The sequence below is a fragment of the Actinacidiphila guanduensis genome, assembly GCF_900103985.1.
GTDB classification, from domain to species: Bacteria; Actinomycetota; Actinomycetes; order Streptomycetales; family Streptomycetaceae; genus Actinacidiphila; species Actinacidiphila guanduensis.
Genome location: NZ_FNIE01000019.1, coordinates 85,273 through 107,685 on the forward strand (window position 1 = coordinate 85,273; position 22,413 = coordinate 107,685).

Genomic DNA, 22,413 nt, shown 5'->3' on the forward strand with positions numbered 1-22,413 from the left:
TGGTTCTTTGCGCCGAGGGGGCGGTGCTGTTCGTCACCGCCCCTCGTCGATGAGCCGGGTCAGTTCGGGCAGGCCGAACGGAGAGCGCCCCAGGTGTAGGTGCCGACGACGCCGTCGATGGACAGCTGGTTACCGCATTCGTTGGACCACTCACGCTGGAACTTCAGCACCGCCTTGTAGGTATTCGGCCCGAAGATGCCGTCGACTTGGTCGGAAGTCAGGTAGCCGCGCCAGTACAGCTGGCACTGCACCTCGATCACGCGGGATCCGGTGTCACCCTCCTCGGTGATGGCAGTCCCCGAGTAATACGTCTTGTTGCACTGGTAGGTGGTGGCGGGTGCGGCGCTCTGGGCTGACGCGGAAGCGGCATATGTGTGGCCGCTGATGGCGTGGGCCGGCAGGGCCAGTCCGCCGACCGCGATGGCGCTCAACGCGGCGACCGTGAGTGCCGTCCGCGGCCTCCCCATACGGGACTTCGGCATGGCGAGCCTCCTTGGTAGTACTACACGCTCCGGTCGGAGCGCTGTGACCACTTGTCTACGTCCCGCGGGGTTGTCCGGTGTCGGCCCGGCGAGATCGGACAACAGGCTGCGGACAAAGCAGCGGACGGCAGGGCCGCAGTGCCGGGCTCTGTTCATACGGGCTTCCGCGTCAGGAACACGCCCTCGGCAAGGGGTACGAGGGCACGAACCGGTGCCATGTCGATGCGGTCAGGACGCCGGTCGTGGTGGCGCAGACGCGGTGGACGGCAGTATCCGGGTTCAGGGACATCAGCTGGACGGTGTGGTCGTCGCCCGCGCTGGCGATGGTGCGGCCGTCGGGGCCCAGTACCGCTTGGTCGATGGGTCCGGTGTGGCCGCTGATGGGGCCGCCCCAGGCGGTGGGTGCTGTGGGGTCGGCGACGTTCCAGAGCCGGATGGTGCCGTCGGCTGCGCTGCTGACGAGGGTTCGGCCATCGTGGCTGAACGCTACGGACAGCACGAAGCTGGTGTGTCCGGTCAGTGGCGCGGCTAGGGCGGCGGGACGGCGGGGGTCGCTGACGTTCCACAGGCGTACGGTGTGATCGTCGTTTGCGGTGGCGAGGGTGCGGCCGTCCGGGCTGAAGGCCACCGATCCCACGCCACCGGTGCGGGCGGCCAGCGGCGGGCACCACCGTTCGGGGTGGCCGGGGTCGGTGACATTCCACAGGCGGGTTGTGTCGTCGGCGCCGGCGCTGGCCAAGGTGCGGCCGTCCGGGCTGAAGGCCAGCGCCCGTACGGTGTCGGTGTGCGCGGTGAGCGGGGTGCCGATCTGGCGGAGGTGGGCGGGGTCGGTGACGTCCCATAGCCGCACCTTGTGGTCGTAGCCGGCGCTGGCCAGGATGCGGCCGTTGGCGCTGAAGGCGACCGTGGTGACGGCGGCGTGGGCCGGATCGGGGGTCCGCTCGCTCAGCTCGCGGGGGTGTGCCGGGGCGGTGACGTTCCACAGCCGTAGCGTGCCGTCGCGGCCGGCACTGGCCAGGAGATGGCCGTCGCGGTTGAAGGCGATCTGGTTCACGGCTTTGGCGCCGGCTGTCAGCGGGATGCCGATGGGGGCGGGCCGGGCGGGGTCGGCGGTGTTCCACAGCCGGATCGCGCCGTCGGTGGCGCCTGCGGCCAGCACGCGGCCGTCCGCTCTGAAGGCGACGGTGTTCTCGTAGCTGGGGGTGGGCAGCACGGTCCGGGGCAGGTTCCACAGCCGTACGGTGTTGTCGGCGCTGACGCTGGCCAGGGAGTGCCCGTCGGGGTCGAAGGCAAGCCAGTAGATATATCCTGTGTGGCCGGTGAGGGGCGGGCACAGCGCGAGGGGGGCCGAGGGGTCGGTGACGTTCCACAGGCGGACCGTCTGGTCGGCGCCCGCGGTGGCCAGCACCTTCCCGTCAGGACTGAAGGCGACCGCGAATATCGTGTTGGCGGCGGCGTCGGGAATCGTGCCTAAGGTGACCGGGTTCGCCGGGTCGGACACGTTCCACAGCCGTACGGTGAAGTCGTTCGCGACGCTCGCCATGATCCGACTGTCCCCGCTGAAGGCGACCGCGTAGACCGTGCCCGTGTGGCCGCGCAGCGGCTGGCCCCAGGCCGACGGGGCCGCCGGATTGGTGACGTTCCACAGCTGGATAGTCTTGTCGTGGCCAGCGCTGGCCAGGGTGCGGCCGTCGGGGCTGAAGGCGGCCGAGGCGATGGGTCCTTTCTGACTACGCAGGGGGTCGCCGAGTTCGCTCGCGCTGGCGGGGTCGGAGACGTCCCACAAGCGCACAGTGCCGTCGTCGCCCGCGCTGGCCAAGGTGCGGCCGTCCGGGCTGAACGACACGGAGAAGACGATGCCCGTGTGTCCGCGCAGTGCGGGCAACGCCGTCGGGTGCCTGGGGTCGGTGAGGTTCCACAGGCGTACGGTGTGGTCGCGGCCCGCTCCGGCGAGGGTGTGACCGTCCGGGCTGAAAGCCAGCCACATGATGCCGCTGGCGTGTGCGCGGATCGGGTTGCCGAGTGGCGCCGGATGCGTGGTGTCGGAGACGTCCCATAGCCTGACGGTGTCGTCCATACCCGCACTGGCCATCACCTGGCCCCGTGGGCTGAAGGCGACCGCGTACACGGTCGCGCTGTGCCCGGTCAGCGGAGCGGACAGCGGTGCGCTCTGAGTGCCCAGCAGGTCGGTGGACAGCACGCCGGTGGCGTGGATCCGGTAGCCGGCGACATCGAGCCCAGCGGCCAGTGACTGGTCGGTCCCGCGCAGTTCGCCGGCCTGGGCCTGCACTTGGCCGGAGGTGTCGCTCGCGCGTACGGCCCGGGCGGTCGATCGCTGCTGGAGGGCGATTCCGGCAGCGGCCACGGCGAGGACGGTCAGTAGCGAGAGCGCGGCCACTGCCGCGCGGCGGCGTCGAGCCGCCCGGCCTTCGTGCCGGGTGGAGGCGGCCAGGAATTCCGCCTCTCGCCGGCTCAACCGTGCGTCGTCCACGTGCGCTTGGGCCCACTCTTGAGCGACGGCGAGCCGGGAGCCCCGGTACAGCGCACTCGCATCGCGCTGTTCCCTTTCCCATGCCGTGGCGGCGTCGGTGAGCTGCTGCCGGATGAGCAGGCCGGCCCGGTCTTCGCTGATCCAGCCGCTCAGTCTCGGCCAGGCGTGGAGCAGTGCCTCGTGGGTGATTTCCACGCTGTCGGTGTCGAGGGTGACGAGTCTGGCGCGGGCCAGTGCGTCGACGACGGCTTCCGCGCTGGGATCGAGTTCGTCCCTGGCCAGGCGGCGCTTGGAGTCCCCGGTGCTGTCGTTGAGGGACACCAGGCGCAGGAAGATGCCTTGCGCGAGGCGCTGCTGCTCCCTGGTGAAGCTGCTGTAGACGGTTTCGGCGGTGTTTGCCAGGGCGTGGGTGATGCCGCCGGCTGACTCATATCCGCTCAGGGTCAGAGTGTTGCCGCGCCTTCGCCGCCAGGTCTCGCGCATCGCGTGGGAGACGAGGGGCAGGACGCCGGCCTGCCCGGTTGCCTCGGCCACCACTCGGGCGAGCAGGGGGCCTTCGACCGTGGAATCGGCTTGGACGGCGGGCTGGGTGACGGCCCGACGCAGCTCATCGGTGGTCATCGGGCCGACGAGCAGTTGCGAGTCCTGGATGGCGCCCACGAGGTCGGCGTGCTGTGAGCAGGCAGCGTAGAAGTCCGCCCGCACGCCGAGGACGACGCGCGTCCGGCTGTTGGCCGCACCGGCTGCCGTGAGGAGAGAGGCGATGAAGGCGGCCCGTTCGTCCGCGTCCGCGCAGAGGGTGAAGATCTCCTCGAACTGGTCGACCACGAGGAGGAGTTCGGTCTCCGGGCGCTGTTGTGCGAGCAGCTGGAGTGCGGTCAGGTGCAGGGCGCGGGGGTTGGCCCGCAGATCGTCGTGGAGGGCGACGGCGGAGGAGCCGGAGAGCGCGGCGAGCCGTGCCGCGCATTCCTCGAAGGGGTGCGGGCCAGGAGTGAGAACCAGTGCGGCCCACGATGCCTCGCCACCGCCGGACACCCGCGGTATCAGGCCGGCCCGCAGGAGCGAGGACTTCCCGGAGCCCGAGGCGCCGAACACCGCGACGAACCGGTGGCTGCGGATGCGGCCTTCCAGGTCGTCGGTGAGCCGTTCGCGTCCGAAGAACCGGTCGGCGTCTGCGGCTTCGAAGGGGCTCAGTCCCACGTAGGGGCAGTCGTCATCCCCCTCAGCGGCGTCCGGGAGCTCATCGGTGCGGGCCAGCTCGGCAGACAGGCGATGCCAGCGCTGTTCCCATTCCGCCGTGTCGCCGCCGCACGCGCGGACGTAGGCGAGGGTGACCGGCAGACTCGGCAGCTTACGGCCGGAGGCGGCGTCGGCGAGGGTGGTCGAGGAGTAGTGCGCGGCGCGGGCGAGCTTGCGGTAGGGCGGGGCGCCGGCCTTGTCCCTCAGTTTCCTCAAGTCCGCCGCGAACCTGACCAGATGGGTGCCCTCGTCGTCCAACGGCCGCTCGCTGCGGGGCACCGTCGCCTCCTACCTGTCCTCGCGGAGTGCTCATTGTGCGGAGCGTGTTGTCCGCCGTCCAGCGGCCGACAGCGGACAACGTCCCGTCCCCTACAAACGAGCCACCACCGCAGAAGCGGCGGTGACGGTCACACGGGGAAGAGGAACGCACGACTATGAGCAGCGAAGTGAAGCATTCCGCACTACTGCGGACGAGAAGGGCCGTACTCGGAGCCCTCACGGCGGTACTCGTCTCCGGCGTGGTGCTGGCCGGGCCTACCGCGGCGTCGGCGGATTCGGCCGATATCAGGCTGGGGCAAGCGGACCTGAACGGGCTGGCGTACAACGCCGGCACCGTCGACGGCGTCAGCGGACCCCAGACCGAGGCCGCCGCCGAGTCCTTCCAGTCCGACCGGTGCCTGAGCGTCGACGGGATCATCGGCACCCAGACGCTCGGCGAACTGGAGACCGTCGTCAAGGAGGTCCAGGGCAAGGCCGGGGTCGACCAGGACGGGGACTACGGCAGCGGCACCACCACCGCCGTCAAGAACTACCAGAGCGCGCACCAGCTGACCGCCGACGGCATCGCCGGCCCGGACACCATGAAGTCGATGGGCATCACGCGACTCGTCGCGAGCTGCCACACCGGCAGCGCCCAGCGCGACGAGATCGTGAGCGTGGCCAAGAGCCAGCTCGGCGTCCGCGCCGACTCCGACAACTGCGTGCCCGGCAAGCCGTACAGCATCTGCGCGGACTGGTGCGCGGCCTTCGCGACCTGGGTCTGGCGGGACGCGGGCGAGAACATCCCGTTCATGACCTACGTGCCGAACGTCTACGACTGGGCGGTCAGCCACAACCGCTGGTACGGCACCAGCCAACTGCACTCGGCGCTCCCCGGCGACATGATCATCTTCGGCACCGCGACCAACCGCTATCACATCGGGATCGTCGACCGCGTCAGCGGATCAACCGTCTACGTGATCTCGGGCAACACCTCCAACCCGAGCAACTCCAGCCAGATCGGCGTCTACGACAAGAGCTACTCCCTGTCCAGCTCCGTCTTCTACGGGCTGGTCCGGCCCTAAGGACTGTCCGGCACGACCGCCATCACCGGTATCACGACCCACCTGCCGGCCGGCGCCGCGGAGGGCACACGACGTGCCTCGCGGCGCCGGTCAACCCTGCGCCGACCTCCGAAAAGGAGAACCACCGATGAACAGAACCCTGGCCGCCGCCGTCACCCTCGGCCTCACCGTGCTGGCCGCGTCGGCCGGTCTGCCGCACGACGGAGCCCGTGCGGCAGCGGCGACCCCGGCCCATCCCTGGCACGAGGACGCCGACCACATGGGTTCCGGGCTCACCGCCCGCATGGCGGCCAGGACCGTTCACGAGTCGGTCACCGCCGCTGCGGCCCCCGACGTGACCGGCACGCTGAAGGGCCTGGACGTCAGCGCGTTCCAGGAGAACATCAACTGGCCGTCGGTGGCATCGAACGGCGCGTCCTTCGCCTACGTCAAGGCGACCGAGGGCGTCGACTACACCAGCAGCCAGTTCTCCCAGCAGTACAACGGATCCGCTGCGGCGGGCCTGATCCGCGGCGCCTACCACTTCGCCCTGCCCAACACCGCCGGCGGCAGCACCCAGGCCGACTACTTCGTCGCCCACGGCGGAGGCTGGTCCGACGACGGCAAGACTCTCCCCGGCGCCCTCGACATCGAATACAACCCCTACGGAGCCACCTGCTACGGCCTCAGCCAAAGCGCGATGGTCTCCTGGATCACCGCCTTCAGCTCCGAGTACCACACCAGGACCGGCCGCTACCCGATCGTCTACTCCACCCGGGACTGGTGGTCGACCTGCACCGGCAACTCCGCCACGCCCGGCCAGCACGACCCCCTGTGGATCGCCGACTACAGCGGATCCCCTACCCCGCTCCCCCGCGGCTGGAGCACCTACACCATCTGGCAGAACGCCGAAAGCGGCACCTTCCCCGGCGACCAGGACGTCTTCAACGGCACCACCGCGGACCTCAAGACCTTCGCCCACGGCACCTACACCCCGCCCCCGCCGCCCCCCGGCAGCGGCTGGCCCGTCGTCTCCCAGGGCGCCACCGGCCACAGCACGACAGCCATTCAGTACCTTCTCGACGCCCATGGCTCCACTCTCACCGTCGACGGCGACTTCGGCCCGGCGACGCGGAGCGCGGTGATCGCCTTCCAGAGCAGCAAGGGCCTCACCGCCGACGGCATCGTCGGCCCCAACACCTGGCAGGCCCTCATCATCACCGTGCAGGAGGGCGACAGTGGACCGGCCGTCAAGGCCGCGCAGGACGAACTGACCGCACACAGCCACCCCGTCACCGTGGACGGCGACTTCGGCCCGGCGACGCGGAGCGCGGTCGTCGCCTTCCAGACCGGCCAGGGCCTCACCGCCGACGGCATCGTCGGCAGCAACACGTGGGCAGCACTCGTCTCCTGACGTCAACATCGGCATGCGTCAGAGCGCAAAGCAGTCGTGGGCGCCGACCAGCGACCAGCACCACTGCCACCACCGCCGAACCCGCGCACCGAAAGCCGGCAGAGGCCGGGACCAACCCCGCGGGCGCGGGGAGCACCGTGGTCCACTCACAATAGGGGGTTTCCGCTGGGACCAACCCCGCGGGCGCGGGGAGCACACGTCATCGGGCGTGCCCTCGATCCACGGGGCGGGACCAACCCCGCGGGCGCGGGGAGCACGTGTGCGCGCTGAAGCTGGGGATCGCGCGGACGGGACCAACCCCGCGGGCGCGGGGAGCACAGGAGACCACCTGCGCGTTCAGCTCGGCCGAGGGCTGATTTTGCTCACTTTACCCAAGCCGCCACTTGCTGAGAGGTATCAGTGGGCACTGCTCCCCTCGCCCGCCCGCAGGCGACAAGCTCCTCGGCCCGGCCTCGACCGACTGTCAGCCGCGCTCGCCTGAGGGGGTGCTCGTTGATCCGCTCCCACGTGTACAGCCCTCGCATAAGGTCCTGGCGCTGCGAAACGTGGTGGACCCGGTCGACGGTGGTCTCCACCGTCTCCGGGCGCAGCCGGCGGGGCCCGCGGTTGAGCGCTCGGTCGGCCGCAGCCGTACTGCTGGCGCGGGCGTGGTCCGCGGGGCGGGCGGCACCTGCCCGGTGGTGGGAACGGTGCCGACCAGGGCGGCTGAGAAGCCGCCGGCCGCGGTCGCGGCGATGATGACGGTGGCAAGGCAGCCGTGACATTTGCTTGCGCGTCGCGCAGTTGCGTGATGGCGGGCCCGGCGCTGCGTGTTCTGCTCGGCGATCTCGATGTTGGTCTCGTTGATGGCGTCGAACATTGCGTCCAGGTGGTGTACGCGCAGCTTGTCCGTTCGCAGCAAGGCCGAGCTACTGCGGCGCGCACCAGGAGCTCCCCAGGGAGCAGTTCGATGTCCTTCGCCTGCCCGAATGCGCTCCCCCCGCGCTCCCCTTGGCCTCTGCGGGCATCACTTGCCGCTCGGGAGAACCGGCCAGGCGCGAGGGAAAAGCAAAATCTCCAGGTCACGTGCCGTGTGACCTGGGGTTCCGTGTAGCCGTCCTCGGGATTCGAACCCGAGACCTACGCATTACGAGTGCGTTGTGGGCCGTCGCGGACGGCATGGAGGCACTGTTGCTCGCAGTGGCCCGCGGCCAGGAGGTGGGGCTCCTGCCCGCGGCCGCCCGCCGCCTCAACCGGCGGTCCGGCGTGGCGTACGTCCGCGTCAGCAGTGTGGCGCCGTTCACGGCCGCGCTCACACGGCTGCCCGCCCGCTAGGACCGTCCCACCGTCGCGGCGCTGCCGGCCGCGGCCCGGTAGGCCCCGCGGCGGCAGGGCCGGTGCACCGGAACACCGTCGGCAGCGGGCCGGGCGGAGGGGCGACCACTTCGAACAGCGCCCGCCCCGGGTCAGGGCGAGGCCGGGTGGGGCTCCTCCGCGGGGAGGGCGAAGGGGGTGGCGGGGTCGGGGGCCGGGCCCGTGATGGAGAGGTGGATCGTCTCCGTCCTCCCCGCGTTCCAGTTGCGGTGGGGGACGCCGCGGGGGAAGCGGACCAGGCCGCCGGGGCCGACCTCGCTGCGCTGCCCGGCGACCTCGACCGTCATGGTGCCCGCCAGCACGTAGAAGACCTGCTCGACCACGTGGGTGTGCAGCCCCTCGGGTGAGCCGCCGCCCGGTGGGGTGCGGATCCAGCCGACGCCCACCGCGTCGGCGCCGTCCGCCCGGTCGAGCAGTCTTTGCACGTAGCGCACGTCGGGGCCGGCCGCGGCAAGTGCCGCGAAGTCGACCTGGCGCACGTACGGGGAGCGGGGCGCGGAGTCGTCGGTCAACGTTCCTCCTTCGGCGCCGCGCGGGTGCGGGCGACGGCGGTGCCGGGGCGCCGCCGGGTGTGCCGCCCTCGCGCGGCGAACTGTCGCGGAATCGGGCCTGACGCATGCAGCATGCCGTTCCGCCCTCATGAAGTGTCGACACCTCGCCCCGAATTTTTTCGCTTGCCGACGTCTGGACACGGCGTTTACCCCACTGCTTGAATCCGAGTGTCGACACTTCGCGGACCGCACCCGGTGTTCGGCTCCACCTCAAGCAGGAGGTATCCCCGTGAACAATCCGCGCCGAAAGCTCGTCGTCGACGATCTGCGGATCGGACACTGGTCGCGCCGCAGCGGCTCCTTCGCCCTCGCCTGCGACGGCCTGACGTTCGACGTGGCGGAGAACGAGTTCGTCGCCATCGTCGGCCCGAGCGGCTGCGGGAAGACGACGTTCCTGACCGCGCTGGCCGGCCTGACCCCGGTGGAGTCCGGCCGACTGGAACTCAACGGCGAGCAGATCACCGGCCCCGCTCCCGACCGCTCGCTCGTCTTCCAGCAGGCATCGCTGTTCCCCTGGCGCACCGTCGTGGCGAACATCGAGTTCGGCCTCAAGGCCCAGCGCCGGCTGGACGCGAAGGGCAAGGCGCGCGTGGCCGAACTCGTCGAACTCGTCGGGCTCGCGGGCAAGGAGGAGAGCTACCCGCGCGAGCTGTCCGGCGGCATGAGCCAGCGGGTCAACCTCGCCCGCGCCCTGGCCACCGACCCCGACCTGCTCCTGCTCGACGAGCCGTTCTCCGCCCTGGACGCCCAGACCCGCGAGCTGATGCAGGAGGAGCTGACCCGGGTCTGGCAGGCCGACGGCGCCGGCACCGGCAAGACCGCAGTGTTCGTCACGCACGACGTGCCCGAGGCGGTCTTCCTCGCCGACCGCGTGATCGTCTTCTCCCGCGGGCCCGCCCACCTGGTCGAGGTGGTCGAGGTGGACCTGCCGCGCCCGCGCGGCGCGGGCGTCAAGCGCTCGCCGCGGTTCCAGGAGATCAGCGACCACATCCTCAGCCTCGTCATGAGCCAGAACCAGCCCGGTCGGAGGACGGAAGACCATGACAGCAACGCAGCTCTCTCCCGGTAGCGTGCGCAAGACCGCGGCCGGTGCCACCGCGCCCGGGCGCCGCAGGGCCCTCGACCGCTACCTCAACCCGGCGCTCGGCGTGCTCGGTGTCGCCGTGGTGCTGGCCGCCTGGCAGATCTGCGCCTCCACCGGCGTGGTCGACCCGAAGTTCAGCAGCTCGCCGTCGGGCGCCTTCCGCGCCCTGGTCGACTCCTTCACCTCCGGCGACGTGTGGTCCCCGCTGGGCTCGACACTGTCCATCGTCGCCTGGGGCATGCTCATCTCGATCGTCGCGGCGATCCCGCTCGGCCTGCTGATCGGCCGCAACCGCGTGCTGTACGCGCTCACCGACCCGCTGATCAGCATCATGTACTCGGTCCCCTACGTGGTCTTCCTGCCGATGCTCATCTTCTGGTTCGGCATCGGCGCCGACGCCCGCGTGGTCATCGTGGTGTGGAGCGCGATGTTCCCGCTGCTCATCAACGTCATCGCCGGCGCCCGCAACCTGGAGCAGAGCCACCTGCAGGTCTCCCGGGTCTTCTGCGCCTCGCGGCTGACGACCCTGCGCTCGGTCGCCTTCCCCGCCACCCTCCCCTACATCCTCGCCGGTGTCCGCCAGGCGGTGGGCCGCGCGCTGATCGGCGCCATCGTCGCGGAGCTGTTCATGGGCTCGGCGGGCCTGGGCTACGTGGTCCAGCTCAAGACCTCCAACTTCCAGACGGACGACGCCATGGCGGCCATCGCGGTGATCGCGATCATCGCCGTCCTGCTCAACCACGGCGTCGCGTACCTGGAGCAGCGGCTGACCTTCTGGTCCCGCACGGACTGACCCTGCGGCCCGGCCCCGCTCCGGGCCCGTGCCCCGGCCCCGGCCCCGGCTCCCCCACCCGAGTGCCCACCCTCCCCTTTCGTGCGCCACCCCATCCGAGGAACCTCCATGAGAATCGCCAGAGTCGCCAGACTGGCCCCGCTGCCGGCGGCGGCCGCCCTCGCCCTGCTGATATCGGGCTGCAACGGGACCTCCTCCACCCCGTCGTCCAGCATGAGCATGAACATCGGGTACACCGCGATCGGCGCGGCCTACTCCGACCTGTACGTCTGCCAGGACCGGGGCGTGTTCAAGAAGAACGGCCTGCACGTCAAGCTCACGCTGCTCAACAGCAGTTCGCAGCTGGCGGCGGCGCTGGTCAGCAACAGCGTGCAGGTCGGCGCGGGCGCGGCGCGGACCACCGCGCAGGGCATCATGAAGGGCCTGGACCTGAAGTACGTGGCGCTGCCCATCTCGCACTACTACCTGGAGATGTGGGGCAAGCCGTCGATCTCGTCGGTGGACGACCTCAAGGGCCAGAAGATCGGGCTCAGTTCGCCCGGCTCGCTCGGTGACGCCTCGCTGGACGCGCTGCTGGAGCAGAAGGGCTGGAGCGGCAGCGATGTGAAGAAGACGTTCCTGAAGAGCACGCCGGCCGAGGTCACCGCGCTGGAGAACGGCGCCGTGTCCGCGATCGTCACCCAGCCGCCGACCGGCACCCAGACCCGGTCCAAGGGCTTCAAGAAGATCATGGACTTCACCAAGTTCCCGGCCGCCGCCAACGCCTACACGGTCAAGGGCGACTACCTCGCCAAGAACAAGAAGGCCGTCGCGGCGTTCGTGAAGTCCGAGGCCGAGTGTCTGTCGATCCTGCACCGCGACAAGTCCGCGGCGATCGCCAGCATCATCAAGCACAGCGGCAACAGCGACCGCTCCCTCGCGGAGTACTCCTACGACTTCTTCGAGCCGCTGTGGGCGAAGACACCGAGCGTGGCGCCGCAGCTCATCGACGACGCCTTCACCCAGGCGGTGGCGACCTCCGGCGGCAAGAAGCCCGCGGACCCGGCGAAGTACGTCGACAACTCCTTCGTGGACAGCCTGGTGAAGTCCGGATACATCGCCGGCCTGTACAAGTAGTGGGCAACGGACCGCAGTTGGGCTCTGGCGGACCACGGAGACGATGAGGAGGCGGGCCACTTGGGCTCCCTTGAGGATGTCAACGACCTGCGCGACTGGCTCGGCCTGGCGCAGGAGATGGGTGAGGTGCGGACCCTTTCCGGCGCCCACTGGGACAAGGAGATCGGCGCAGCGTCGGAGGTCAACTACCGCCTCCCGTCGCCCCCGGCGCTGCTCTTCGACGCCATCGAGGGCTACGCGCCCGGGCAGCGGGTGCTCACCGCGAGCATGGCCAACGCCCGCAGGCTCGGCATGACGCTGCGGCTCGGCACCGACCTGGACGACCGCGGCCTGGTCGAGGCGCTGCGCACCCGGCCGGGCGAGTGGGTGGACAGCGCGCACAAGTACCCGGCGCAGGAGGTGGATTCGGGGCCGGTGTGCGAGAACGTCGTACGGGCGCCGGACGCCGACCTGCTCGCCTTCCCGGTGCCCAAGTGGCACGAGGCCGACGGCGGCCGCTACATCGGCACCGGCTGCGCGGTGTTCACCACCGATCCGGACACCGGAGTGCTCAACGCGGGCGCGTACCGCATGCAAGTGCAGAACGGCGGCCGGGCCGCGAGCATCAACATGGAAGCGGGCAAGCACGGCGCCGCCCACGTACGCGCCTGGTTCGCCCGCGAGGGCCGGGCCCCGGTCACCGTCTCGCTCGGCCACGACCCGCTGCTGCTCGTCGTGGCCGGCACCGAAGTACCCACCGGGCTCTCGGAGTTGGAGTACGCGGGTGCGGTGCGGCGGCGCCCGGTGGAGGTGGTGCGCGGCGAGGTGACCGGGCTTCCGGTGCCCGCGTACAGCGAGATCGTCCTGGAGGGCTGGCTGTACCCGGACCGCAAGGAGCCCGAGGGGCCCTTCGGCGAGTGGACCGGCTACTACAGCGGCGGCGTCGAGCCGGTCCTCACCATGGACGTCGAGCGCATCTACCACCGCGACGACCCGATCCAGCTCGGTGCCCCTCCCGGCAAGCCGCCGCACGACTACTCGTACATGCGCAGCGTGATGAAGTCCGCGATGATCCAGGACGCCCTGGTGCGGGCCGGGTTGCCGGGTGTGGAGGGGGTGTGGGCCCACGAGGTGGGCGGCGGGCGGCAGTTGCTCGCCGTCGCCATCAAGCAGAGCTACGCCGGCCACGCCCGGCAGGCGGGGTACCTCACCTCGCAGCTGCCGTCCGCGGCCTACATGAACAAGTTCGTCATCGTCGTGGACGCCGATGTGGACCCGCGCAGCCTCAACGACGTGATGTGGGCGGTGTGCACCCGCACCGACCCGGCCGAGGACATCGAGACGATGCGCCAGACGTGGGGCAGCCGGGTCGACCCGCTGCGCGCGCCGGGCCTGCCGCCGTTCAACACCCGCGCGGTGATCGACGCCTGCCGGCCCTGGACCCGGCTCGCCGACTTCCCGCGGGTCGCCGAGTCCGGCCGGGAGCTGCTCGACCACGTGGTGCGCCGCTGGCCGGACGTGCTGGGCGGATCGCGGTGAGCACCGACTCCGCCGTGTCGGCCGGCTCCGGGTTCCCCTCGGTCAGCGAGGGGACCCGGCGGCTGGAGCTGATGCGCATCCTCAGGCGCGGCACGGCGGAGGCCAGCATCGCCGACGAGATCGCGGTCGCGGTGGCCGCCGACATCATCGAGGGCCGGCTCTCGCCCGGCGACGACGTCAACTCCGTGGAGCTGGCCCGCACTTTCCGGACCAGCCGCACCCCGGTCCGCGAGGCGCTGGTGGTGCTCCAGCGGGAGGGCTTCGTGGAGCTGGCCGCCCGGCGCAGGCCGCGGGTGGCCCGGCTGGCGCTGCGGGAGGTGCGCGAGCTGTACAGCCTGCGCGCCTACCTGTACTCGGTGGTCAGCCGCACCGTCGTCCGGGTCGCCACCGAGGCGGACCTGGAGGTGCTGCGCCGCCATCAGCGGGCGCTTGCGGCGGCGGTCGCGGCGGGCGACGTGGACGCGTACTTCTGGACGAATGTGCAGTTCCGCAACGCCGAGGCGGAGATCGCCCGGGACGCCACGATCCGCCGCGTGCTGGACACCCTCGGCCTGCGCGCCCTGCAGCTGCGGCACCTGAGCCTGTCCCAGCCGGGCCGGCTGCACCCGTCGCTGTCCGACCACGCCCGGCTGCTGCGGGCGTACGAGGACCGCGACGCGAATCTGGCCGCGGCCCTCACCCGGTCCCTGGTCCTCTCCGGGCTCGCGGCGGTCGAGCGCTCGGGGTGGACCGGGGAGGAGCCCTGAGGACACCGGGCCGCGGGGAACGGCAGGCACCGGGGCCGGCGAGCAGTCCCGTACCCGGGCCCGCATGTGAGCAAGCAACTGGTCGGCACCATCGACACGAAGGACGGCAATGGCGGTTCCCCTGCGATTCCGGCTCAACCACGAGGACGTGGAGGTCCATCTCGACGACCCCGCGGCGACCCTGCTCGATCTGCTGCGCGGCGGCCTCGGCCTGACCGGCACCAAGTCCGGCTGCGCCGTCGGGTACTGCGGGGCCTGCACGGTCATCGTGGACGGCGAGGCGGTGCCCGCGTGCCTGCAGATGGCGGGCCTGCTCGACGGCCGCGAGGTCCGCACCGTCGAGGACCTGTCAGGTCCCGGCGGCCTGGACCCGGTGCAGGAGGCGTTCGTCGCCTGCGCGGGCATGCAGTGCGGCTTCTGCACGCCCGGCCACGTGATGGCGGTGCGGGCGCTGCTCGACAAGGAGCCCGACCCGGACGAGGAGCAGCTGCGGCAGACCGTGGACGGCAACTACTGCCGCTGCACCGGCTACGTGAAGATCCTGGACTCCGCGCGCGAGGCCGTCGCGCTGGAGCGGGCCCGCGCCGGGGAGGTGCGCTGATGTCCACCGCCCACGTCCCCGCCGCCCGTACCGCCGGCGCCCCGCAGGCACCGGCGCCCGAACTGCCCCCGGACCGCGCCGTGCTGCCGGCGGTGATCGGCACCGCGGTGCAGCGGGTCGACGCCGTGGAGAAGGTGACCGGCCGGGCCGCCTACGCCGCCGACGTCCGCCTGCCGCGGATGCTGCACGGCGCCGTCGTCCGCTCGCCGCACGCCCACGCGCGCATCGTGTCCGTCGACACCTCGCTCGCCGAGCGGCTGCCGGGCGTCCACGCGGTGGTCACCGGCGCGGACACCGCGCGGATCAAGTGGGGCGCCTTCCGCCCCGACCTCTACCCGCTGGCGCTGGAGAAGGTCCGCTACGTCGGCGACGAAATCGCCGCCGTGGCCGCCGTCGACGTGGAGACCGCGCGGCGGGCGGCCGAGCTGGTCCGGGTCGAGTACGAGGTGCTGCCCGCCGTCCTCAGCCTGGACGAGGCGCTCGCCGAGGGTGCGCCGCTGGTGCACGATGACGCGGCCGGCAACCTGGCGCACGAGTTCTCCTTCGACCGCGGCGGCGCCGACGCGTGGTTCGACCGCAGCGATGTGATCGTGGAGGGCGTCTGGCAGAGCACCCGCCAGTGGCACAGCTCGATCGAGACGATCGGCTGCACCGCGGAGTGGTCGCAGGACCGGGTCACCTTGTGGGTGAACACTCAGACGCCGTTCCTGGCCCGGCAGCGGTACGCCACCGCGCTCGGCATGCCGCTGCGGGCGGTGCGCGTGGTGCAGACCGAGGTGGGCGGCGGTTTCGGCGGCAAGTCGGGCGACGACAACACCTCGGTGATCTGTGCGATCCTCGCCCGCAAGGCGGGCCGCCCGGTGCAGCTGGTCAACACCCGGGAGGAGGAGTTCCTGGCCAGCCGTCCCCGCATCCCGATGCGCTACCACGTCCGGCTCGGCTTCACCTCCGACGGCCTGGTGACCGCCAAGGACATCGACATGATCGCCGACAACGGCGCCTACACCGGCAAGGCGCAGGCGGTCCTGGGCGCGGCCACGGTACGGCACGACGCACTCTTCAACTACCGTGCGGTGCGGGCCCGTTCCCGCCTCGTCTACACCAATCTGGTGCCCACCGGCGCCTTCCGCGGCTTCGGCAACCCCTCCGCGGACTGGGCCGTCGGCCAGGCGTGGGACCTCGCGGCCACCCGGCTGGGCATCGAACCGCCCGACCTGTTCCTGCTCAACGCGGTGGAGGCCGGCAGCGTCTCCCCGCACAACCACCGGATCGGCAGCTGCGAGCTCAAGCAGTGCATCCGCCGCGCCGCCAAGGCCATCGGCTGGTACGAGAAGCGGGCCGCGCCCACGCCCAACCGGGGCCTGGCGATGGGGGTGAGCGTCCACGTCTCGGGCCGGCGCAGCTTCGGCGACTACGACGGCAGTTCGGCGATGGTGCGGCTCGCCGAGGACGGCCGGGCCGTCGTCATCGTCGGCGAGGGCGAGATCGGCACCGGCGCCCGCACCACCCTCGCGCAGATCGCCGCCGCCGAACTCGGCCTGCCCGTCGCGGACATCACCGTCACCCGACCCGACACCGACCTGACCACCCATGCGCTCGGCGCCCTGGCCAGCCGCGTCACCTACGTGGCGGGCAACGCGGTCAAGCGCGCCGCCGAGCACGCCTGCGAGCAGCTGCTCGCCGCGGCCGCCCGCCAACTCGACCGGCCCGCCAGCGAGTTGTGGGTCGAGGACGGCGTGGTGCACGCACCGCCCGCGGCGGGCGACGACACACCCGTGCAGGTGCCGGTCGGGGTCGTCGTGCGGGCCGAGCTGTACCGGCCGGACGGCCAGCCGATCGTCGGCATGGGCGCGTTCGACAACCCGTCGGAGTTCCCCGACCAGTCGCGGTTCGGCAATGAGTCCGGCGCGTACAACTTCGTCGCCGAGGCCGCGGAGGTCGAGGTCGATCCGGCGACCGGCGCGGTCACCGTGCTGGAGCTGGCCGCCGCGGTCGACTGCGGCACCGTCCTCAACCCGCCGCTGGCGCAGGGCCAGGTGGAGGGCGCCATCGCCCAGGGCCTCGGCATGGCGATCACCGAGCGCTTCGCGTGGGCCGATGGCGCCCCGACCCGGCCGAGCTTCACCGACTACAAGCTCCCCACCGCGGGCGTCATGCCCAAGCTGCACGTGGAGTTCGCCGACTCCTACGAGCCGACCGGGCCCTATGGCGCCAAGGGCGTCGGCGAGATCGCGCTCGACCCGGTCCCCTCGATCGTGGCGAGCGCGGTGGCCGACGCGGTGGGCGTGCGCGTCCACGAACTGCCCATCACCGCCGAGAAGATCTACTGGGGCATCCACGACCCGGACGGCCGTGCCCGCGAGGAAGGCGAATCGCGATGACCACCCTCGACCGCGCCCCCGAGCACACCGGGCCCGTGCAGCCGCCGGTGCTGCTGGCCCCGGACTCCCTGGACGAGGCGCTCCGGCTGCTGGCCGCGCCGGAGGCCGCCGCGGTCGCCGGCGGCGTGCGCCACACCCTGCGCCGCCACGACCGCCTCCCGACACCCGCCACACTGGTCTCCGTCGGCCGGCTGCCCGGCTTCGGCACCGTCACCTGGAGCGGGGACGAGGTGGTGATCGGCGCGGGCGCCCGGCTCGCCGACCTCGAAGCCGACGCCCGGCTCGCCGCGGTGTGGCCGGCGGTCACCGAGGCGGCCGGCTCGGTGGCGACCGCCCGCATCCGCCGGATGGTCACGCTCGGCGGGAACCTCGCCGCCCGCGACGACAGCCACGACCCGCCGGTGGCCCTCGCCGCGGCCGGCGCCCGGCTCACCGTCCGCAGCGCCTGCTCCACCCGCACCCTCGCGGTCGGCGACCTCGGCGGCCTGCGCGGCGACGAGCTGATCCAGGAAGTGCGGCTGCCGCTGACCGCCGCCGGCGCGGTGGGCTCGTCGTTCGTGAAGTTCCTGGTCCGCGGCCTGTGGGAATACGCCTGCGTGAACGTCGCCGCGGTGGTGCGGCTGGACGCGGACGGCGCGGCGCGCGAACTCTCCCTGGCGGTGGGCTCGGTGACCGGCGGGCCGGTCCTGATCGATCTCGCCGACCTGGTGCATGCGGCCGGCCGTGACCCTGGCGGCCCGGGCGGCGTCGGCGACGCGGTGATCGAGGAGGCCGCCCGGCGCGCCGCCGACCGGACCCGCCCCTACAGCGACGTCCGCGGCTCCGCGGCGTACAAGACTCGGATGATCGCCGAGTTCGCCCGGCGCGCCCTGACCACGGCGGCGCTGCGCGCCGCGGAAGGAGCCGCCCGATGACCGCCGTCGAGGGCATGGCCACCACACGCGACGGCGTCGCGCTCGCCTACACCCGCCGCCCGGCGCCCGAGGGCGCCCCCCGGATCGCCTTCGTGCACAGCCTGGCCCTGGACCGCTCGCTGTGGTCGGGCGTCACCGAGGCGCTGGACGGGCGCGCCGAGACGGTCGCCCTGGACTGCCGCGGCCACGGCAGGTCCGGCCGCCCGGCGGGCCCGTACACCGTCGAGCAGTTCGCCGACGACCTGCGCGACCTGCTGGACCACCTCGGCTGGCCGCGGGCCGCGGTCGCCGGCTGCTCGATGGGCGGCTGCGTCGCCCAGGCATTCGCCGCGCGGCACGCCGACCGGACGACCGCCGCGCTGTTCGTGGACACCACCGCCTGGTACGGGCCGACCGCCGCCGCGGACTGGGCCGGGCGCGCGGCCGCCGCCCGGGAGAAGGGCCTCGCCTCGCTCGTCCCGTTCCAGCTGACCCGCTGGTTCGGCGACGACTTCCGCGCCGCCCGCCCCGGCCTGATGGCGGAGCTGACCGGCATCTTCACCGCCAACGACCTTGCGGCGTATGAGGCTTCGTGCGCCATGCTCGGCGCGGCGGACCTGCGGGCCTCGGCCGCCGCCATCGGCGCTCCCGCGGCCGTGCTGGTCGGCGCGGACGACAAGGCGACCCCGCCGGAGATGGCCCGGGACCTCGCGGCGCGCGTCGGCGCCGGCCCGGCGGTCGTCGTCCCGGGCACGCGGCACCTGACGCCGCTGGAGAACCCCGCGGTGGTGGTCGACGCGCTGGTACGGCTGCTCGACGAGGCCGCCGCCGACTCCCGGGCGGGGGGCCGCTCATGACCGCCCCGCTGGTCGTGGACGTGCACGCGCACCACGTGGGCGACCCCGCCGTGGAGCGCATCCGCGAGGAGGGCGCCGAGTACGGCGTACGGCTGGTGGAGCAGGGTCCGGTGACCCGCGTGGAGGTCGCGGGACGCCTGACCGGGCTGCCGCTGATCCCGCCGCTGAGCGATGTCGCGGCCCGGCTGGCCTGGATGGACGCCGCGGGTGTCGACGTCCAACTGGTCGCGCCCTGGATGGACTTGGCCGGCTACCACCTCGACGGCCCGGCCGGGCTGTGGCTCGCGCGGGTGCAGAACGACGCGCTGGCCGCGCTGGTCTCCGCGCACCCCGGCCGCTTCCGGGCGGCCGCCGCCGTCCCCCTGCAGCAACCGGAGCTCGCCGCCCAGGAGTTGCGGCGGGCGGTGCGCGACCTGGATCACCGGGCGGTGCAGATCGGCGCCCGGGTCAACGAACTCGGCCTGGACGATCCGGGGCTGGCCGTCTTCTGGGCGGCCGCCGAGGAGCTGGACGTGCCCGTCGTCGTGCACCCCGCCGAGTTGGAGGTGCCCGAGCGCGTCCGTCGGCTGTTCCTGCACATCCTGGTCGGCAACCCGTCCGAAACCACCTACGCGGCGGCCGCGTTGATGCTCGGCGGCGTGCTGGAGCGCCACCCGCGGCTGCGGGTGCTGCTCGTCCACGGCGGCGGTTTCGTCCCTTACCAGATCGGGCGGCTGGACCGCGGGTTCACCGCCGCGCCGCCGCCGGTGCGCGCCAAGGGGGCGCTCAGGCCACGGCAGTTGCTGGACCGGCTGTGGTTCGACTCGGTGCTGCACGACGACGGGGCGCTGCGCCACCTGGTGGACGTCGTCGGCGCGGAACGGGTCGTGCTCGGCAGCGACTACCCGTTCCCGATGCGGCTCGACCGGCCGGTCGAGGCCGTGGACGCGATCGCCCTGACCGACGCCGAGCGGGCGACCGTCCTCGCCGCCGCGGGACTCCTCGGCAAGGTCAGTCCGCCGAGCCCGTCCAGCCCGAGCGCTCCACGGCGGCCAGCCCCCGGCGCACGATGGAGCGCGTGAGGGCGGCGGCCAGCTCGCCGTCCGCGTCGTCGTAGGCCCGGACCAGCCGGCGGTGGTCGTCCACCGAGGTCTCCAGCCGGCCCGGCAGCGACAGGCTCAGGTGACGCAGCTGGAGGGTGCGCAGGCCGACGGAGTCCAGCACGGTTCGCACCGTCTCGTTGCCGGCCAGGCGCGCCTCGGTGTTGCGGAACTCCACGATCAGCCAGAAGTACCGCTCCTGGTCGTGGGCCGCGGCCGCCTGCTCCAGCCGGGCCTGGATGCCGTGGAAGACCGCGACCCGCTCCGGGCCGCACCGCTCCACGATCCGGCGGCTGACCAGGCCGTACAACTCGGCGCGCAGCTCGTACATCTCGCGCACCTCGGTCAGGCCCAGCCGCCTGACCCGGGGGCGTTTGCGGGCGGCGATCTCCACCAGGCCCTCGCGCTCCAGGGTCAGCAGCGCCTCACGCACGGGGGTGCGGCTGCTGTTGAACCGCCGTGCCAGCTCGACGGAGTTGAGGTCGTCGCCGGGCTTGAGCCGTCCTTCGACGATGCCGCTGCCGACCGCGATGAGGATCTCGTCGGTGACCCCGCCGATCTCGCCCGAGCGGCGCAGCACGCGGAGGATCTCCCGCTCCCCGGCGGTGAGCGGCGCCCCGGCCACCCGCAACGGCACGCGCCCGTCGCGGGGTTCCGCCTCCCCCGAGACGCGGCGCCCGTCACGGGGTGCCCCCTCCCCCGAAGTGCCACGGAGCCCTGGCTCCTGCGCGTCCCCGGCCCCCGGCCCGTGCGATCCGGCCCGCCCCGTCATCCTCGTACCGCCTCAACCCTGGTCCCAGCTCGCCTAACGGCCCCTCATGGAGCACCACATCACACCACGGGCCCGCCGCTGCGCAGGCACCAGGGGAGGCGTCGTGTCCGTGCCGGCGCGCTGATCAGGACGCTGGACGCAGCCCGTCCACGACGACCTTGAGCATGCGTTCCGGCCGGTCGGGGGATGTCGGGAGCTGCTCGTTGATGAGGACGATTCCGTGGACGACGAGGAGCAGGTCGCCGAGGTCGATCCCGTCCCGGGCGCCACCGACCGCCTGCGCCTGGGCCAGGAGACGTTCGCCGGCGGCCTTCATCTCGTTGCAGCTCGTGTTGACCGCGGATCCGTCCTGCAGTTTGGCGCTCATGACGCTGGCGGCGAGCCCGCGGCCGGTGGCCCCGCTCTCCAGGTGCAGGCGCAGCCACTCCACGAGCGCCTGGAAGGGGTCGGGGCTGTTCAGCAGCTCCACCGCCTGATCGCGCAGCGTGTCCGCGATGCGGAGGAAGACGGCCTCCAACAGGTCCTGCCTGGTGGGGAAGTGACGGTACAGCGTGGCGATGCTGACGCCTGCCCGCCGGGCGATGTCGTCCAGGGCCGCAGCCGCCCCGTGCTCCTCGAAGGCCAGTCCGGCGGCCTCGAGGAGCCTGTCGTAGTTGCGCTGCGCGTCGGCGCGCATGCGCCGGACCGGGGGTGCGCCTGCAGGTGCGGCCTGGGACATGGACCCGTCTCCTTGGTGAATCGCGGATGCCCCTCCAAGAGTAGGACCCCTACGGCTACGGTTGCTAACCGTAGAGACCCTACGGTACATTCGAAGGGTCCCTACGGTTAGGTCCCGACGCTGTCGAGCGCCCTGACCCCGGTCCCGGTACGAGCGGGCACATCAGGAGATCATCTTGGACACATCCCTTCACGGGCGTCAGGCGCTGGTGACCGGCGCAGGCGCCGGTATCGGCCGCGGATGCGCCCTCGCCCTCGCGGCCAGGGGCGCGACGGTGATCGCGACCGACATCGACCGCGCGACGGCCCAGGCGACCAGTGAGCACATCCGCGCGGCCGGGGGCGCCTCGGAGGCTTTTGCCTTGGACATCGGCGACGACTCCGCCTGGGAGTCGGTGCTCGCGGCGGTACGGGAGCGCCACGGCCCGGTGACCGTGCTGGTGAACAATGCGGCACTCAAGGCGTCGGTGGCGGGCGACCGGGGGCTGCTCGACAGCTCCCTGGAGGTGTGGGACAGGGTCGTCGCCACCAACCTCCGCGGTCCCATGCTCGGTGCGCGGCGCGTACTCCCCGACATGATCGCCGCGGGAACCGGTGCGATCACCATGATGACCTCGACGGCGGCGCTGTACAGCATCTCCGGCTTCGCCACCGCCTACTCCTCGGCGAAGGCCGGCATGATCGGCCTGACCCGCACCATCGCCGCGACCTACGGACCACAGGGAGTGCGCTGCAACGCGGTCGCCCCCGGCGTGATCATGGTCGGCGACGACACCGCGAGCCAGGAAGCGTTCCGCAAGGCGACCGGAGGACTGGTCGAGCGCACCGGCGTGCCCGCGGACATCGCAGAGACCGTCGTCTTCCTCTCCAGCGACGCCGGCTCCTACATCAACGGGCAGGTCCTGGTCGTCGACGGCGGCATCACCGCCCACATGCCGGGCCTCTCCCACAGCCAGAACGCCTGACCAGGACGCCGGAACATCCGGCGGCGGACGCGCAGCATG

19 protein-coding genes are annotated in these 22,413 nt (G+C 72.1%); 14 read left to right on the forward strand and 5 right to left on the reverse strand.

Annotated elements, in window-relative coordinates:
- Positions 1-59: 59 nt before the first annotated feature.
- Together BLR33_RS30570 and BLR33_RS30575 are read right to left on the reverse strand one after the other, a co-directional pair.
- Entirely contained in the window at positions 60-482 is a 423-nt protein-coding gene (locus BLR33_RS30570; RefSeq protein WP_245771768.1) for a peptidoglycan-binding domain-containing protein, read from the reverse strand.
- 169 nt (positions 483-651) lie between these two features.
- Positions 652-4,491, reverse strand: a complete 3,840-nt coding sequence (locus tag BLR33_RS30575) for an nSTAND1 domain-containing NTPase (protein ID WP_093787903.1) — start codon at positions 4,489-4,491, stop codon at positions 652-654.
- 155 nt (positions 4,492-4,646) lie between these two features.
- Between BLR33_RS30575 and BLR33_RS30580 the strand changes: the two genes are divergently transcribed.
- The 3 genes from BLR33_RS30580 (at position 4,647) to BLR33_RS35435 (ending at position 8,262) form a co-directional block, all read left to right on the forward strand.
- A complete protein-coding gene (locus tag BLR33_RS30580; protein ID WP_093787904.1) occupies positions 4,647-5,555 on the forward strand; it encodes a peptidoglycan-binding protein in 909 nt (302 codons plus the stop codon).
- 127 nt (positions 5,556-5,682) lie between these two features.
- Positions 5,683-6,948 carry a GH25 family lysozyme gene (locus BLR33_RS30585; RefSeq protein ID WP_093787905.1) on the forward strand — a complete coding sequence of 422 codons (1,266 nt, stop codon included), beginning with the start codon at positions 5,683-5,685 and terminating at the stop codon, positions 6,946-6,948.
- Between the two features lie 1,170 nt (positions 6,949-8,118).
- Positions 8,119-8,262 carry a hypothetical protein gene (locus BLR33_RS35435; protein WP_218136732.1) on the forward strand — a complete coding sequence of 48 codons (144 nt, stop codon included), beginning with the start codon at positions 8,119-8,121 and terminating at the stop codon, positions 8,260-8,262.
- A gap of 131 nt (positions 8,263-8,393) precedes the next feature.
- On the opposite strand, the gene BLR33_RS30595 is transcribed toward BLR33_RS35435, so the two are convergent.
- The gene (locus BLR33_RS30595; RefSeq protein WP_176930648.1) at positions 8,394-8,813 is read right to left on the reverse strand and encodes a cupin domain-containing protein; all 420 of its coding nucleotides are present in this window, start codon (positions 8,811-8,813) and stop codon (positions 8,394-8,396) included.
- A 268-nt stretch (positions 8,814-9,081) separates the two neighbouring features.
- Between BLR33_RS30595 and BLR33_RS30600 the strand changes: the two genes are divergently transcribed.
- The 10 genes from BLR33_RS30600 to BLR33_RS30645 all read left to right on the forward strand — a co-directional run bounded on the left by BLR33_RS30600 (position 9,082) and on the right by BLR33_RS30645 (position 19,902).
- Positions 9,082-9,921, forward strand: coding sequence for an ABC transporter ATP-binding protein (locus BLR33_RS30600; protein ID WP_093787908.1), 840 nt, complete (start codon positions 9,082-9,084; stop codon positions 9,919-9,921).
- Positions 9,893-10,729 (forward strand): ABC transporter permease, encoded by an 837-nt coding sequence (locus BLR33_RS30605; RefSeq protein WP_093787909.1) that lies wholly within the window; start codon positions 9,893-9,895, stop codon positions 10,727-10,729. Before BLR33_RS30600 ends, BLR33_RS30605 begins: the two co-directional genes overlap by 29 nt.
- Before the next feature lie 108 nt (positions 10,730-10,837).
- Positions 10,838-11,845, forward strand: coding sequence for an ABC transporter substrate-binding protein (locus BLR33_RS30610; RefSeq protein WP_093787910.1), 1,008 nt, complete (start codon positions 10,838-10,840; stop codon positions 11,843-11,845).
- 60 nt (positions 11,846-11,905) lie between these two features.
- The gene (locus tag BLR33_RS30615; RefSeq protein WP_093787911.1) at positions 11,906-13,363 is read left to right on the forward strand and encodes a UbiD family decarboxylase; all 1,458 of its coding nucleotides are present in this window, start codon (positions 11,906-11,908) and stop codon (positions 13,361-13,363) included.
- Complete coding sequence (locus tag BLR33_RS30620) at positions 13,360-14,109, forward strand: GntR family transcriptional regulator (RefSeq protein ID WP_218136733.1); 750 nt, start codon at positions 13,360-13,362, stop codon at positions 14,107-14,109. Before BLR33_RS30615 ends, BLR33_RS30620 begins: the two co-directional genes overlap by 4 nt.
- A 109-nt stretch (positions 14,110-14,218) precedes the next feature.
- Positions 14,219-14,710 carry a (2Fe-2S)-binding protein gene (locus BLR33_RS30625; RefSeq protein WP_093787912.1) on the forward strand — a complete coding sequence of 164 codons (492 nt, stop codon included), beginning with the start codon at positions 14,219-14,221 and terminating at the stop codon, positions 14,708-14,710.
- Positions 14,710-17,091 carry a xanthine dehydrogenase family protein molybdopterin-binding subunit gene (locus BLR33_RS30630; RefSeq protein WP_093787913.1) on the forward strand — a complete coding sequence of 794 codons (2,382 nt, stop codon included), beginning with the start codon at positions 14,710-14,712 and terminating at the stop codon, positions 17,089-17,091. The genes BLR33_RS30625 and BLR33_RS30630 overlap by 1 nt, the downstream gene beginning before the upstream one ends.
- Positions 17,088-18,005, forward strand: a complete 918-nt coding sequence (locus BLR33_RS30635) for an FAD binding domain-containing protein (protein ID WP_093787914.1) — start codon at positions 17,088-17,090, stop codon at positions 18,003-18,005. Before BLR33_RS30630 ends, BLR33_RS30635 begins: the two co-directional genes overlap by 4 nt.
- Complete coding sequence (locus tag BLR33_RS30640; protein ID WP_093787915.1) at positions 18,002-18,841, forward strand: alpha/beta fold hydrolase; 840 nt, start codon at positions 18,002-18,004, stop codon at positions 18,839-18,841. The genes BLR33_RS30635 and BLR33_RS30640 overlap by 4 nt, the downstream gene beginning before the upstream one ends.
- On the forward strand, positions 18,838-19,902 hold the full coding sequence (locus tag BLR33_RS30645) for an amidohydrolase family protein (RefSeq protein ID WP_093787916.1): 1,065 nt from the start codon (positions 18,838-18,840) through the stop codon (positions 19,900-19,902). The genes BLR33_RS30640 and BLR33_RS30645 overlap by 4 nt, the downstream gene beginning before the upstream one ends.
- On the opposite strand, the gene BLR33_RS30650 is transcribed toward BLR33_RS30645, so the two are convergent.
- Both BLR33_RS30650 and BLR33_RS30655 read right to left on the reverse strand, forming a co-directional pair.
- Complete coding sequence (locus tag BLR33_RS30650; RefSeq protein ID WP_218136734.1) at positions 19,832-20,557, reverse strand: GntR family transcriptional regulator; 726 nt, start codon at positions 20,555-20,557, stop codon at positions 19,832-19,834. The two genes, BLR33_RS30645 and BLR33_RS30650, sit on opposite strands and share 71 nt — an antisense overlap.
- 259 nt (positions 20,558-20,816) lie before the next feature.
- Positions 20,817-21,410 (reverse strand): TetR/AcrR family transcriptional regulator, encoded by a 594-nt coding sequence (locus BLR33_RS30655; protein WP_176930650.1) that lies wholly within the window; start codon positions 21,408-21,410, stop codon positions 20,817-20,819.
- Positions 21,411-21,585: 175 nt separating this feature from the next.
- Between BLR33_RS30655 and BLR33_RS30660 the strand changes: the two genes are divergently transcribed.
- Entirely contained in the window at positions 21,586-22,374 is a 789-nt protein-coding gene (locus BLR33_RS30660; protein WP_176930652.1) for an SDR family NAD(P)-dependent oxidoreductase, read from the forward strand.
- The last annotated feature ends 39 nt before the right edge of the window (positions 22,375-22,413 follow it).

Excerpts from the sequence above, each read along its gene's own strand:
- BLR33_RS30570 (WP_245771768.1), bottom strand. The coding sequence starts at position 482 with ATGCCGAAGTCCCGTATGGGGAGGCCGCGGACGGCACTCACGGTCGCC.
- BLR33_RS30580 (WP_093787904.1), top strand. The coding sequence starts at position 4,647 with ATGAGCAGCGAAGTGAAGCATTCCGCACTACTGCGGACGAGAAGGGCC.
- BLR33_RS30585 (WP_093787905.1), top strand. The coding sequence starts at position 5,683 with ATGAACAGAACCCTGGCCGCCGCCGTCACCCTCGGCCTCACCGTGCTG.
- BLR33_RS30605 (WP_093787909.1), top strand. The coding sequence starts at position 9,893 with ATGACAGCAACGCAGCTCTCTCCCGGTAGCGTGCGCAAGACCGCGGCC.
- BLR33_RS30610 (WP_093787910.1), top strand. The coding sequence starts at position 10,838 with ATGAGAATCGCCAGAGTCGCCAGACTGGCCCCGCTGCCGGCGGCGGCC.
- BLR33_RS30625 (WP_093787912.1), top strand. The coding sequence starts at position 14,219 with ATGGCGGTTCCCCTGCGATTCCGGCTCAACCACGAGGACGTGGAGGTC.
- BLR33_RS30630 (WP_093787913.1), top strand. The coding sequence starts at position 14,710 with ATGTCCACCGCCCACGTCCCCGCCGCCCGTACCGCCGGCGCCCCGCAG.
- BLR33_RS30635 (WP_093787914.1), top strand. The coding sequence starts at position 17,088 with ATGACCACCCTCGACCGCGCCCCCGAGCACACCGGGCCCGTGCAGCCG.
- BLR33_RS30640 (WP_093787915.1), top strand. The coding sequence starts at position 18,002 with ATGACCGCCGTCGAGGGCATGGCCACCACACGCGACGGCGTCGCGCTC.
- BLR33_RS30645 (WP_093787916.1), top strand. The coding sequence starts at position 18,838 with ATGACCGCCCCGCTGGTCGTGGACGTGCACGCGCACCACGTGGGCGAC.
- BLR33_RS30655 (WP_176930650.1), bottom strand. The coding sequence starts at position 21,410 with ATGTCCCAGGCCGCACCTGCAGGCGCACCCCCGGTCCGGCGCATGCGC.